Source organism: Paenibacillus farraposensis, assembly GCF_020736845.1.
GTDB lineage: Bacteria > Bacillota > Bacilli > Paenibacillales > Paenibacillaceae > Paenibacillus > Paenibacillus farraposensis.
In genome coordinates this window covers 30,113-43,204 of the sequence record NZ_JAFFQR010000063.1, presented here as the reverse complement: position 1 = coordinate 43,204, position 13,092 = coordinate 30,113, and the positions used below count along the sequence as shown (strand labels likewise).

The 13,092-nt window shown below is 50.5% G+C and carries 13 protein-coding genes and 1 pseudogene; 1 reads left to right on the top strand and 13 read right to left on the bottom strand.

Translation table 11 applies throughout. The annotated features are described in order from the left end of the window. Positions 1-67: 67 nt before the first annotated feature. Positions 68-386: pseudogene (locus JO375_RS24750) on the top strand (Gfo/Idh/MocA family protein); the annotation flags it as partial. 162 nt (positions 387-548) lie between these two features. On the opposite strand, the gene JO375_RS08975 reads toward JO375_RS24750, so the two are convergent. From JO375_RS08975 to nikB (JO375_RS08915), 13 genes are all read right to left on the bottom strand, one after another. Beyond that, positions 549-1,565, bottom strand: coding sequence for an asparaginase (locus JO375_RS08975; RefSeq protein WP_229524143.1), 1,017 nt, complete (start codon positions 1,563-1,565; stop codon positions 549-551). A gap of 323 nt (positions 1,566-1,888) precedes the next feature. Next, a complete protein-coding gene (locus tag JO375_RS08970) occupies positions 1,889-2,653 on the bottom strand; it encodes an amino acid ABC transporter ATP-binding protein (RefSeq protein ID WP_229524142.1) in 765 nt (254 codons plus the stop codon). 6 nt (positions 2,654-2,659) lie between these two features. Continuing rightward, a complete protein-coding gene (locus JO375_RS08965) occupies positions 2,660-3,376 on the bottom strand; it encodes an amino acid ABC transporter permease (RefSeq protein WP_229524141.1) in 717 nt (238 codons plus the stop codon). Positions 3,377-3,406: 30 nt separating this feature from the next. Beyond that, a complete protein-coding gene (locus tag JO375_RS08960; protein ID WP_229524140.1) occupies positions 3,407-4,216 on the bottom strand; it encodes a transporter substrate-binding domain-containing protein in 810 nt (269 codons plus the stop codon). A 143-nt stretch (positions 4,217-4,359) separates the two neighbouring features. After that, positions 4,360-5,163: a nickel import ATP-binding protein NikE gene (nikE, locus tag JO375_RS08955; protein WP_229524139.1), complete on the bottom strand. Its 804-nt coding sequence runs from the start codon at positions 5,161-5,163 to the stop codon at positions 4,360-4,362. Positions 5,164-5,199: 36 nt separating this feature from the next. Continuing rightward, positions 5,200-6,030, bottom strand: a complete 831-nt coding sequence (gene nikD, locus JO375_RS08950) for a nickel import ATP-binding protein NikD (protein WP_229524138.1) — start codon at positions 6,028-6,030, stop codon at positions 5,200-5,202. Positions 6,031-6,049: 19 nt separating this feature from the next. Further along, on the bottom strand, positions 6,050-6,880 hold the full coding sequence (nikC, locus tag JO375_RS08945; protein WP_229524137.1) for a nickel ABC transporter permease subunit NikC: 831 nt from the start codon (positions 6,878-6,880) through the stop codon (positions 6,050-6,052). Next, positions 6,880-7,824: a nickel ABC transporter permease subunit NikB gene (gene nikB / locus JO375_RS08940; protein ID WP_229524136.1), complete on the bottom strand. Its 945-nt coding sequence runs from the start codon at positions 7,822-7,824 to the stop codon at positions 6,880-6,882. Before nikB (JO375_RS08940) ends, nikC (JO375_RS08945) begins: the two co-directional genes overlap by 1 nt. A 46-nt stretch (positions 7,825-7,870) precedes the next feature. Then, positions 7,871-9,496, bottom strand: coding sequence for a nickel ABC transporter substrate-binding protein (gene nikA, locus JO375_RS08935; protein ID WP_229524135.1), 1,626 nt, complete (start codon positions 9,494-9,496; stop codon positions 7,871-7,873). Positions 9,497-9,640: 144 nt separating this feature from the next. Further along, positions 9,641-10,420 (bottom strand): ABC transporter ATP-binding protein, encoded by a 780-nt coding sequence (locus JO375_RS08930; protein ID WP_229524134.1) that lies wholly within the window; start codon positions 10,418-10,420, stop codon positions 9,641-9,643. After that, positions 10,417-11,325, bottom strand: coding sequence for an ATP-binding cassette domain-containing protein (locus JO375_RS08925; RefSeq protein WP_229524133.1), 909 nt, complete (start codon positions 11,323-11,325; stop codon positions 10,417-10,419). The genes JO375_RS08930 and JO375_RS08925 overlap by 4 nt, the downstream gene beginning before the upstream one ends. Continuing rightward, positions 11,325-12,140 carry a nickel transporter permease gene (gene nikC, locus JO375_RS08920; RefSeq protein WP_229524132.1) on the bottom strand — a complete coding sequence of 272 codons (816 nt, stop codon included), beginning with the start codon at positions 12,138-12,140 and terminating at the stop codon, positions 11,325-11,327. Before nikC (JO375_RS08920) ends, JO375_RS08925 begins: the two co-directional genes overlap by 1 nt. A gap of 16 nt (positions 12,141-12,156) precedes the next feature. Beyond that, positions 12,157-13,086, bottom strand: a complete 930-nt coding sequence (nikB, locus tag JO375_RS08915) for a nickel ABC transporter permease (RefSeq protein ID WP_229524131.1) — start codon at positions 13,084-13,086, stop codon at positions 12,157-12,159. Positions 13,087-13,092: the final 6 nt, after the last annotated feature.

The following is a 13,092-nucleotide window of genomic DNA, read 5'->3' as shown; positions in this document are numbered from 1 at the left end:
CAAAGGTTGTTGATACCCTGTTGGCAGGAATAGGGTTCTCATAGAAGTAAAGGGGTGTAATGGTTGATCCAAGCTGCAAAAGCGGAAAGAGGAGCTGAACGTAGAGGTCACACAAAATATAGAGGATATTTTGCTGAATCCGGACGTGGATGTGGTCGATCTATGCCTGCACTCCCACCTGCATAGGACATATGCCGTTGCGCCGAAGCACGGTAAGCATGTGTTTTGTGAAACCGCCGGTTTGCTTTGATCTCGAAGATGCTCTCCTTATGCAGCAAGCTGAGAAGCAGTATGGGAAAAAGATTTTGGTCAACCAGTTCGTTAAGTTTGATCCCGCTTATACCTATCTGTACGAGGCTCACCGCCAGCAAAAATATGGGAAGCTTAACATGCACTCGAATTCGTTGCTGGACGATCTGAGCGCCTGCTTCCACTGAAACAAGCCATACAATCGCTGGAGATGGAGATCAAGATTCAAGCGTAGACCGAGGCAAACTCAAACTCAGCGTTAGCTTCAATATCCCCCGCAGTACGGCGGTCAACCTCCCTTACAGGGAGGTTGAGTCCGCAGGCAAGGACACCTCGTCCACGTAGTTCGTGGCCATAATCTTGGCTACCCCTTCCGGGTCAGTGGTCTGGCCCAATGCCCACATCATTTTGGTCACAAGTGCCTCTGTTGTCATGTCATACCCCGGAATAACGCCCTTTTCCAGTACCTTCTGCCCCACCTCGTAAATCGTCAGATCCCCGCCCTCATAGGGGCATTGAGTGGTCACGACAATACTCATACCGTCCTTCATCAGTTCCTCGATTTTGCTGATCAGGCTTCTTTCCTTGAAGGGCACACCCCCCATGCCAAAACCCTCAATGACGATGCCTTTATAGCCCAAGCTCCGAATGGCATCAAAGATCGCCGGATTCGTCCCCGGAATCAGCCTGAGCAGAAATACCTCCGCAGCATATCTGTCATTATACGGGTGGCGAACGGTACCGCGGTTTGCCAATACGCCCTCCGTATAGGCCACCTTTCCGTTCTCTACAAGACCGATGTACGGATAGTTGATGCTTTCAAACGCGTTATAGCTGCGTGTTCTGATTTTGGAACTACGGCTGCCGTTGATAATTTTGCCGTTAAATACAACAAAAACCCCAGCCACCTTGCCACATGCGGTCAGGAATGAGTCGATTACATTTTTTTTGGAATCGCTGTGCTCCGCCAAAATGGACACCTGCGAACCTGTCATAATGACGGGCTTGTCTACGGTTCCCAACATGAAGCTCAAGGCCGAAGCCGTATAGGCCATCGTATCCGTACCGTGCGCAATCACGATGCCATCGTATTGATCAAGAGAACGATGCACCATCCGGGCGATGGACGCCCAATCCTCCGGCTGCGTATTTGTGCTATCAATGCTCATCAGATTATGGGCATCAATTTCGCAAATTTCCTTGAGTTCCGGAATTTCCGCTAAAATGTTTTCAGCTGATTGGGTCGGTGTCAGGCCGTTTTCCTGATAGGAGGAAGAAATAGTACCTCCGGTATTAATGAACAAAACCTTTTTCATGTGCCAATGTTCCTCCCGATCACATTTTCACTTTATTGTTCTTAGAATTTATCACGAATAAGTGTGATAAGCTACTTTGCAATGGAAAAGATTTAATGAAGGATGGGTGCATTCATAAATCAGGAGCAGCCAGTCTGCGTGTCTATCGATATAACGCCCAAAAAGCACGTCAGACAAACGCGGGTTTTCCTTGCTCCTACTTTTTGTCTACCGTGCTTTTTTATTGTAATGCGAAAGATGCAAACAAATCTCGTGGCGCTGCTGCACCTCGATTTAAGAGTGAACCGGAGATGCTTATTGTTCCCCAGTCCACACGTTTCTTATCAAAATATCGGTTGCTCCTGCGGCGCTCTTTGTCCCAATGCTTTGCCCAGGAATTGCCGTGTCCGCTCTTCCTTTGGATTAGTAAAAAACTGCTCCACTGGACCCTGCTCCACAATGACGCCATGCTCCATCAGCACGACCCGGTCCGCTACATCCCGCGCAAAGCTGAGCTCATGCGTGACAATAATCATCGTGTTACCTTCACTTGCCACCTTTTGAATGACTGTCAGCACTTCATCCACCAGTTCAGGGTCAAGCGAGGAGGTCGGTTCGTCAAACAACAGGACCTGCGGTTTCAGTGCCAACGCCCGGGCAATGGCAACACGCTGCTGCTGTCCGCCCGAAAGCTGGGCCGGATAGTGACTCATGCGGTCCTTTAACCCGACCTTTTCCAAAATCCCTTCACTAATTCCCCTCGCCTGCTTGCGATCCAGCTTTTTTACACTGGTCAGACCGATCATCACATTATGGAGCGCATTCAAGTTTTTAAACAGCTGGTATTGCTGAAATACCATCGCCGTAGCCGTACGCAATCCGAGAATATCTTTTTTGCTCGCCTTGGCTGCATCTACTTGTACACCGTCAATTTCAATGATACCGCTGGTCGGCTGCTCCAAAAAATTAATGCTGCGCAGCAAGGTGGACTTGCCCGATCCGCTCGGGCCGAGGATGACTACGACTTCTCCTTTGCCTACGGTCAAGTCTATCCCTTTGAGCACGTGCTGCTGCCCAAAATGCTTATGGATTTGATGAAGTTGAATCATATACTCTTACTCACTTCTTTCGTAAATTCGAATACGCTTCTCCAGCACGACAAGCCCGCGTTCAATCACGATGCACACCAGCCAGTAGATCAGAGATACCGCCACATACACCTCAAAAAAGGCTAACGCCCGCGCGCCCATAATTTTGGCCTGTCCCATCATATCGACGACACCAATCATAAAAATAAAAGACGTATCCTTCACCGTACTGATCAGCGTGTTCCCCAAATTGGGCAAAGCCGCCGTCAGCGCCTGCGGCAGTACAATTTTGAGCATAGTTTGCGTCTGACTCATGCCGATGGAATGGGCAGCTTCAAATTGCCCGCGGTCCACGGAGTTAACCGCCGCCCGGAACGTCTCCGACAGATAACCGCCGAGATTAAGCGAAAAGGACAGCAGTGCAAACAGCTCGGGTGGAATCACATAGACATTAAATTGCTGCAAGAACCCATATTCGCTCTGAAAATAATACAGAAACTTGGGTATTCCATAATACACGAGGAACAGCTGCACGATGAGCGGCGTTCCCCGGATGTACGAGACATACAGCGTAGACAATGGTGCCAACACAGGCACCTTGTATATCCGAATTAAGGCTGTAGCCAACCCGATGATCGAGCCGAGCAGCATGGACAGCAGTGCAATCCATAGTGTTACAGGGAGATGCTCGATGATCTGGGGAAGACTTTTCAGCATATAATCAAGGTCAAACAGCTTTTCCATAGGAACCCCACTTTACCCTTTGCATTGTTGTTACTGTGGAATAAATTCTCCGCCTGTCCATTGTTCAGACAGCTTTTTCAGCGTTCCGTCCGTTTTAAGCTTTTTAATAATCGGGTCAATTTTCGCTTTCAGCTCTTGGCCCTGCCTATCCTTTTTGAAAACCAGATTGATATCATCCGTTTGCACAGGATCACCTACCGCTTCGACCTGCAAGCCTTCCTTCTTGATCGTCGCCGCTGTCATAACCGGATCATTCACGTAAGCGTCTACCCGGCCATTCTGCACATCCTGAAGGTTGTCAGACGAAGTGCCTGCATCATTGTATTTCAAAATGATTTTATTTCCATGTTTCGCATTATACTGTTCAAGCAATTGCGTATAGGAATCGCCTACCGAAGCGGCTACCTTCTTGCCTTCCAAATCCTTGAGGGAATGAATATCGGTTCTGCCCTTTTTCACAATAATCACGGACTGAGCCGAAAAATAGGACTCATCCGAGAACAAATATTTTTGCTCTCGCTCGGGATTTTTGGCAATTTCATCAGCCACCACCTGAATTTTGTTCGCATCCAGTGCAAGGAATATCGCATCCCAGCCCGAGGGTACAAACTCAAACTTGTAGCCGTCCAGCTTCTTGTCAATTTCCTTGATGACATCCACATCGTATCCGGTCAGTTCATTTTTATCATTCACAAAAGCAAATGGCGGGTAGTCATTTTGTGTACCGACATAAATCACCTTATCCCCCGATGCCGCATCCTTCGAGGAGCATCCACTCAGGGCACCCGTGATTAAAACGAGAAATAGGCCAATCGCCGCAACGAAAGCAGACTTTTTCATATGTGATACCCCTTCTTATTCCAAGTAATTTACTATGATTTTATATTATAACGGGTTATTCAAATAATACAATAGATAAAATGGATTCCAATAACTTACCCTGGTGCTGCAATAAAAAAGGACCCTTGCGGGTCAACTGTCATTCATGAAGGAAGACGGTCTGCTGGATGCTCGGGCAAAATGGACGCAATCAACCGCTGTACGGCCGGATGAATGGATTCAAAAATCCCGTCCTTGTCATCACAATACTCGATCAATTCCCCCTGCTCCATTACAGCAATGCCATCACAGACGGTGTAAGCCGCCCGAATATCATGCGTGATGAACAGATACGACAATCCAAGCGAGGATTTCAGTTCTCCCAGCAGCGATAAAATATGCATCTGGTGAACCATATCCAGACTGCTGACAGACTCATCCAGCACGATTAGCTTAGGCTTGAGGGCAATGGCTCGGGCAATGTTGATCCGCTGCAATTGTCCACCGCTAAACTGATGCGGAAATTTATTCCGATCTTCTGGCCTGAGACCAACTCGTTCCAGAAGGTTCTCAACTGTTCTCTTTTGCTCCTGCACCGATAGCCGTTCGTAATTATCCAGAGGCTCCCCGATAATCTGCCCAGCAGTCATCCGGGGATTTACAGCGGAATAGCAGTCCTGAAATACGACCTGCATATCCCGTCTCAGCTCCCTGCGGACCTGTGTACTTCCATGATAAATGTCCTGCCCCTGAAACAGCACCTGACCCTTCTGCGGCTTCTCCAGCCCCAGAATGACCTTGCCGAGCGTGCTTTTACCCGCTCCGCTTGTCCCAAGCAGCCCCAGGCAAAATCCGCTCTCTATGGTGAGTGAAACGCCGGACAGCACGGGGGGGCGTAGTTCAGAGCGGCCCAACCATTTGCGCCTTCCATAGCTATGAGTTACTTCCTTCACTTGCAGCACGCGCATTCGCTCCCTTTTGAAAATGTAACCGTCACAGGGCGCCTAACCCCCTGCCTGATTCATGTCCCGGAGGGACAACCTGGGCCTGGCATGCAGCAGCATTTTCGTATATTCATGCTGCGGCTGATCGAACAGCCGATGAACCTCCGCCTGCTCGACGATACGTCCCTGCTGCATGACAGCCACTTCGTCTGCCATTTGGGAAATGACACCCAGATCATGCGAGATCAGCAAAATGGAAGTGCCGTATTCCGTACGCAAGCGATCCAGCTCTCTCAGCACCTGTAGCTGATTCACCACATCAAGCGCCGTCGTCGGTTCATCCGCAATCACCACCGCCGGCCGCAGGCACATGGAAATGGCAATCATGACGCGCTGCAGCATTCCCCCGCTGAGCTGAAACGAATATCGCTTCATCAGCTTGACTGGTTCAGGCAGATTCATCTTTTCCAAAGCTGTTACGGCAAGATCACGAGCCTGTCGTTTGGTCAATTCGGTGTGAGTGCGGATGGTTTCCGTAAACTGAGCTCCGATCGTATACACAGGCGTAAAAGCACTCATCGGATTTTGCATAATCAACGCGATGTCCTTGCCGCGAACACGCCGCATTTCCTCAGCCGTCATTCCGTTCAGCTCGCGACCATTCAGACGAACACTGCCTTTCACGTCCATCATCTGGCGATTCAGCAACTGGAGCAGCGCGTTACAGGTCAGCGTTTTGCCGCTTCCACTCTCGCCAACAAGACCCAGAATCTGTCCCTTTTTCAGCTCAAAATAAATCGGCTCAAGCAGAGATACTGCTCCTGCATCGGTCTTGAGTTTGACCTCCAAACCGTGGACCTCCAGCACCTTCGACTTCTTCCCGTCATCCATCGTTGTTCTCACTCCTGTTTTACTGCTGTTTGGAAATTCCGTATCGGTCGGACAGCGCCTCTCCTAATATATTAAAGACCATGACCACCAACAGAATCATGATGCCCGGGTAGATCATTAATTCCGGATGGCTACGGATGTACCCTGTACCCTCATGAATCATCGCTCCCCATTCGGGAGTTGGCGGCTGGATACCCAGACCGAGGAAAGACAGCGCCGAAATATCCATAATGGCCCAGCCCATCTCCAGTGTACCTATGACTACAATCGGCCGGAGCACATTCGGAATAATATGCCTCTGGATAATGGCCCATGAAGAGGAGCCGCTAATTCTTGCGGCAGCTACAAAATTCCGCTCTTTCAGACTCACGACCATATTGCGGCACATCCGGGCATAATACACCCACTGTACCATCATCAATGCAAGCAGTACCTGCATAAGACCAGGCCCAAAAATACCGACAATACCCAGCACAAGCACCAGATTCGGGAACGCCATAATCCCTTCGCAAAGCCGCATCAGCACACTATCGACCCAGCCGCCCAAATAACCGGCCACCGATCCGATCACGACACCGATGCTAAGCGAGGATAGGAAGATTAGAGTCGCGAAGCCAAGCGAAATCCGAGCTCCATACAGCAGTCGGGAAAAATTGTCCCGACCCAAGTGGTCGGTTCCCAGCCAATATTCCTTGGAGGGGCCTTCCAGCTTGTGCAGTAAATTGACTTTAACCGGATCATGGGGAGCCAGCCACGGGGCCAGCGCCATAATGATAAAAAGAGCCGCTAGCACGACTGAGCAGACCACGATTACTTTTTGATCCTTACACATTGTACGCAACCTTATCATCACTGCTCTGCTCGTCCCTTCGCTGAAATTCGGGGGTCCATATACAAATGCACCAGATCAACGAGCAAATTGCATACGATGAACAGGCATGCCGCCAAAAACACATAGCATTGTATGACGGGAATGTCCCGGTTAAAAATCGCTTCTACAAAATAGCGGCCAAAACCGGGCCATGAAAACACCTGCTCCACAATAATCGTTCCGGTCAGCAGCTTGCCCAGATTCATACCCATACCCGTAATCAGCGGGGCAATGGCAATTTTGAGCACATGCTTGAGCACGATCACCCGTTCACGAATCCCTCTCGTTCTGGCATACTGCACATACGTCTCTTGAAGCTGCTCCAATACACTGGAACGCAGCAAGCGCGTATATAGAGCAATCAGAACGAACGACAGGGTCAACGTAGGCAGCACCAGATGCTGCCACGTCCCCCGCCCCTCTACAGGCAGCCAATCCAGCCGGACGGAAAAAAAGAAAATCAGCAGATACCCAAGCCAGAACTGGGGAATAGACGCTCCAATATATGAAACTCCTCGGCTTAGCATATCGATCCAGCCATTTTTATGTATCGCCGCCAGCACGCCGAGCGGGATACTTGCCACGATGGATAGCGCCATGCTGCTCAATGCCAGCTCTACAGTGGCAGGCAATCGAACCTTCACCTCATCCCACACCGGCTTGTTCGTCAGGTATGAAGTCCCGAAGTCCAGCCGGCTGATTCTTTGCAGCGTGTGCATATACTGCATCAGCATAGGCTGATCCAACCCGAATTCATGCCGCTTCTGCTCCAGAATTTCCGGTGTCGGGTAGATGTGAGCTGCTGTCAAATAGGCCTCAGCCGGATCAACCGGTGAAATATGGATGAGTGCAAAGGTAACGAGGGTCGCAAAGAGAACAATAGGAATGACCGCCATCATTCGCTTCCCGATATAGCTGATCATGAGCTGTCCTCCTCTTCTATAAACGAAAGTTACCCTTCGATTTCAACTACTTCCCGATTGCAATCCCACCAAACGGATTTTCGTCCCGGTTGGCCGGGAATACAAAATTCGTAATCTTTTTCTGATATACCGCGGTTTTCTTAATATATGAAATAGGCACAATCGCAGACTGCTCCTGCAGCGTCTTCAGAATCGAACCATACAGCTCTTGACGCTTGGTTTCATCTGTCGATGAGAGTGCTTCGTGTACTTGCTGATCCAGTTCCTTCTTCATCGGAAGAGCGCTTAGCGTCTCGGAAATTCCGAAGCTCTTTTTGGCAATGACGTTAATAAAGGAATGCGGATCATAAGGTGCACCATAGTTGTACCAGAAGTACAGATCAAACTGGTTGGATCTCAGACGCTTGATTTGAACCGTAAGCTCCAGCCCGGTCAGGTTCACTTTGACCCCCAGCTCTCCCCATTCCGCCTGAATGGTTTCAGCCATCGCCTTTTGGATCGGATCGGTCTTATCAAAAATCAGTTCAAAATCGAGCTGCTGTCCATCCTTCTCCCGCACCGTACCGCCAGCAGGCAGCTTCCAGCCAGCCTCATCCAGCAGCGCTTTGGATTTTTCCACATCATAGCTAACAGGCTGCAAGTCCATATTCGTATACGGATAATTTTTGGATAAAACCGTATCCGCTTTTTCCTCCAGCCCCGAAGTCACACCTTCCACCATCGCTTGCTTGTTAAACCCATGCTGGAGGGCCAGACGCACACGAAGGTCTGCCAGCTTGGGATTGGAGGAATTGAGCAACAGACTTCTGGTGCCGACAGGCTCGGACAGCTGAGTAACGTACTTATCCGTGTCACGAAGCTGCTTGAACGCATCCAGACTAATGACACCTTCACCGTAGATCAGATCCAGATCACCTTTCTCAAAGGCCATGACACGTGTCTCGCTATCGGGAATGATTTTTACGATGATTTTATCTACTTTCGGTGCAGTGCCCCAATAATTGGGATTGCGCTTAAAGGTCGCATATTCATCCTGCTTGTATTCATCCAGCATCCAAGGTCCTGTACCTACAGGTTTCTTGATGCCTTTGGAGGTGTCCCCATCATCCGGGAACCCGGCCTCACCCAAAAAGCGGAACGGACGAACAACGGACAAATCCTGAAGCACCGGATAGTACGGCTCCTTGAGCATCAATCGGAAGGTGCTGTCATCCACGACCTCCGTTTTGTCGAGAACGCCTACCACTCCAAGCCAACTGTGCGTCTTCTCATTTTTCATGATTGCGTCAAAGTTCTTCTTGACAATAGCCGCGTTAAACGGCGATCCATCTGAAAATTTCACACCTTTGCGAAGCTTGAACGTATATGTTTTGCCGTCCTTGGAAATCGCCCAGGATTCAGCCAAAGCAGGCTCCAGCTTGCCTCCTTGCTTATAGCTGACTAACGGCTCGTAAATCATGGATTGTGCAAAAAGCTGGGAAGGATTGTATACGTGTGGATTCATCGTACCAATGTCACGCGGCCACGATAGCGTGATCGTCTTTTCATTGGCAGCTCCGTTCATTGAGGTGGATACAGGCGTGTCCTCCTGCTTTGCGCAGCCTAAAATAACGGATAATGAGAGGATTGCCACCAACATAAGGGTGGCAGTCTTGCGGTGTCGAACGGACATCAATGGTTTCCCCTTTTCTATATATATTGTGATAATGATTATCATAATCATATTCAGAATAGGTATCACATCTTACTTTGTCAACAATATTCAGCAAAGGAAGCTTATATTTATTTTAAATTTGTATAATATGGTATACATAGATCATTCCACCAACGTTTGAAACAGGGTACGCGTGTATTCATGCTGTAACAGGTCTTCATTCCATTCCTTAAATACCTCCACGATTTCTCCCTGATACATGAAGGCAACTCGATCACAGAACGTACGGGTGGATTGAAGATCATGCGTGATGAAAAGATAGGATAACTGGCGTTCTACCTGGACTTTCTTGAGCAATTTGAGCACGGAGGACTGCGTTGCGGTATCGAGGCTAGCGACCGGCTCGTCAAACAGGATGATCTCCGGCTCCACCGCCAGCGCACGGGCAATGCATACCCGCTGCTTTTGTCCGCCGCTTAGCTGCGATGGGTATTTCTCCAGACTCCCTGCCTCCAATCCTACGGCTTCCAGCAGGGACAGGCAGATATCAGGCGCCTGCGCCTTTCGCTCAGGAAAATAGTTGCGGAGCGGCTCCATCAAAATATCCCGAATCGTCATGCGGGGATGCAGTGAGGAAGACGAGTCCTGAGCAACTAGCTGGATGCGCTTGTACAGATGGACATCCTTCACCTTTCCGGTATGAATGGGCTGACGATCCAGCCAGATCTCCCCTGAGGTCAACGGCTCCAGCCCCAGGATACATTGCGCCAGCGTACTTTTGCCGCTGCCGCTTTCGCCGACCAGTCCGAGGCATTCTCCCCGCTGTAGCTCCAGACTTACTTGCTTCACGGCGGCCTGCTCGCTATCCTGCTTGTTGAACCAGCCTTTTCTCCGTCTGCGGACAGGATAAGCTTTGGTCACTTGCTTCAATTCCAGCATCATCCGTGCATCCTTCCTTCCGGCCCCATCTTCAACACGCGATCTGCAACACGGTTTATGCCCCGACGGTCATGAGATATCAGCAAAATGGTGAGATCAAAGTCTTGTCTCAACTGCTGTAGCAATGCCAGCACCTTGTCCCGGTTGATGACATCCAGGGCCGTAGTAGGCTCGTCGGCAATAAAAAGGCGCGGACCGGAACTTAACATAGCAGCGAGCAGCACTCTTTGGCACATTCCACCGCTTAACTCAAAAGGATACGACGACAATATGCGCTCCGGGTCTGCAAACCCGACCTTGCAGAGCAATGCGTGCAAATAAGCCTCCTGCGCTTGAGTAGTGCGGCCTCCAGCCATCTCGGCTGCACGGCTCATCAGTCGCCTCATCCGCGACACGCCCTGTAGAACGGCTTGCCGCGGCGCGGAGAAAGATCGGGCCGTTTCAATGTGGCCCGGCTCTTGCTGCTCATACGGCATCTGACGCCGCCTATGCAGCCTCAACGTATCCGTCAACTGTGCACGGACGGTACGGATCGGGTTCAACCCGCTTAGCGATTGTTGAATGAGCAAAGCAACCTCCTCACGGCGCAGCCACTGCCAGCGCTGTTCATGGAACGGGACCACATCCTCCCCGTCATAGTAAATATGCCCTTGCGTAACACCGATTCCCGGCTCCAGCATGCCTGCGATTGCATGTGCGGTCAAGCTCTTGCCGCATCCACTCGCCCCGGTCAGAGCCACAATTTCGCCCGGATACACAGAGAAGCTTACGTCGCGCAGCAGCGGTTTGCTTTCGCATATCGCTGAGCCCGTGCGGCATATCTCCAAATGTTCCACGTGTAACAGTGGTAGTCGTCCGTCTACTCGCTCTATCGTATCCCTACATCTTATAGGTGCGCGATCTTCCACTATTTCGCCGCCCCCTTTTCCGAAAAGCGGTCGCCTAACAGCTGACACGCAAGCACAAACAGCATGATCGCCAAGCCTGGAAAAATCATGACATGCGGAGCCACCTGGAAATATGAGGTGGCATCATGCAGCATCACGCCCCACTCTGGCTTGGGCGGCTGCACCCCCAGTCCAAGAAAGGAAAGTCCGGCAATCATCAGCACCACACGCCCGACATCCCATACCGCATATACCAGTAGCTGCGACAGTATCTGCGGCAGCACATAGCGTCTCAGTATACGGAGATGTGAGTTGCCGGATAAACGGGCATATCGCATATAGTCCTCCTGACAGGTTTTTTGAACCAGGCTGCGAATATAGCGGACGTAGCCTGCCCACCGTACCGCAATAACAGCCAGGGTCATGTTAACAAACCCCGGCCCCAAAATCCCTACAATTGCCACCGTCAAAATAATATCGGGAAAAGCAAGCACGCCGTCAATGCCGCGCATGATCAGCCGATCCACACGCCCCCGCACATAACCAATAAGCAAGCCTATCGGCAAGCTGACGAATAGCGTAGCTGCCGTAATTACGCACGCAATTAACACGCTTGTCCGAATCCCGTAAATAAGCCGTGACAGCACATCCCGGCCCAGATGATCCGTACCAAAGGGATAGGACTGGCTAGGGGGTGCCAAGCGTTTAAGAAGATCCACTTGAAGAGGATCATGAGGAGCAACCCACGGGGCCAGTACCCCGAGCAGCACGATCAAGCCAAACAGCACGCCTCCTGTCAGCAGGCTCCCTTTAAAGGAAAGCCGTTTCCTTTTCATTACCAGCTTCCTCCCTCTAACGCAAACGCAGCCTCGGGTCTATCGCCGTCTGGATCACATCTACCAAACACTGAACGCCTACAATTAAAACCGCGGCAAAAATTACATACCCCTGAATTACCGGGTAATCGCGCTGCGTAATCGCATCTATAAAATACTTGCCCAAACCTGGCCATGAAAAAATCGTCTCTACAATAACATTACCCGCAAGCATAAATGACAGATTCGTACCTAATAGTGTGATTACAGGCAAAATAGCATGCTTAAATATTTCAAAAAAAAGAATATGCATACGAGAGAAGCCCCGGGCTTTCGCCGCCTTCACAAAATTCCGATCCCCCAACTCCAGTATTTGCGTACGTAACACACGAGCTTGCACGGCTCCCAAGCCTGCACCAAGGGTCAGCGCTGGCAGCACGAGATGTGTCCAGTCCTCCCTTCCCATGGATGGAAGCCAGCCCAGACAAACAGAAAACACATAGATTAACAGAAAGCCAAGCCAAAAGGAGGGAATAGAACTTCCTAACAGAGCCAAAAGTCTGCCCAGGCGATCCAGCCACCCGCTGGATTTTACCGAGGCGGCCAGTCCCATCCCGAGCGTCAGCACGATCATAACAGTAAAGCCCGCCAGGGCCAGCTCCACGGTAGCAGGCAGTCTGTTCCACAACTCGGTCAGCACCGACTCCTTGGATACATACGAGGTGCCCCAGTGCCCTGTGAACACATCCCGAAGCCAGTTCACATACTGAACATGGAGCGGCTCGTTCAGCCCCAGCTCCTTCCGCAGCGCTGTCAACGCCTCCTCAGAGGCAGGTACATTATGCGCGGTAAGCAGAATGGTGGCAGGGTCTCCCGGGGCCAGCCTCATTAGCACAAAAGTCACCGTAGAGACAACAAACACAATAATGACCAGCTGCACCGCACGTTCCAGAATAAAACGAATCATCGAATT

Excerpts from the sequence above, each read along its gene's own strand:
- JO375_RS08965 (WP_229524141.1), bottom strand. The coding sequence starts at position 3,376 with ATGGAAAAGCTGTTTGACCTTGATTATATGCTGAAAAGTCTTCCCCAG.
- nikE (WP_229524139.1), bottom strand. The coding sequence starts at position 5,163 with ATGCGCGTGCTGCAAGTGAAGGAAGTAACTCATAGCTATGGAAGGCGC.
- JO375_RS08960 (WP_229524140.1), bottom strand. The coding sequence starts at position 4,216 with ATGAAAAAGTCTGCTTTCGTTGCGGCGATTGGCCTATTTCTCGTTTTA.
- nikB (WP_229524131.1), bottom strand. The coding sequence starts at position 13,086 with ATGATTCGTTTTATTCTGGAACGTGCGGTGCAGCTGGTCATTATTGTG.
- nikD (WP_229524138.1), bottom strand. The coding sequence starts at position 6,030 with ATGGATGACGGGAAGAAGTCGAAGGTGCTGGAGGTCCACGGTTTGGAG.
- nikB (WP_229524136.1), bottom strand. The coding sequence starts at position 7,824 with ATGATCAGCTATATCGGGAAGCGAATGATGGCGGTCATTCCTATTGTT.
- JO375_RS08975 (WP_229524143.1), bottom strand. The coding sequence starts at position 1,565 with ATGAAAAAGGTTTTGTTCATTAATACCGGAGGTACTATTTCTTCCTCC.
- nikC (WP_229524132.1), bottom strand. The coding sequence starts at position 12,140 with ATGAAAAGGAAACGGCTTTCCTTTAAAGGGAGCCTGCTGACAGGAGGC.
- JO375_RS08970 (WP_229524142.1), bottom strand. The coding sequence starts at position 2,653 with ATGATTCAACTTCATCAAATCCATAAGCATTTTGGGCAGCAGCACGTG.
- JO375_RS08930 (WP_229524134.1), bottom strand. The coding sequence starts at position 10,420 with ATGATGCTGGAATTGAAGCAAGTGACCAAAGCTTATCCTGTCCGCAGA.
- nikC (WP_229524137.1), bottom strand. The coding sequence starts at position 6,880 with ATGATAAGGTTGCGTACAATGTGTAAGGATCAAAAAGTAATCGTGGTC.
- nikA (WP_229524135.1), bottom strand. The coding sequence starts at position 9,496 with ATGTCCGTTCGACACCGCAAGACTGCCACCCTTATGTTGGTGGCAATC.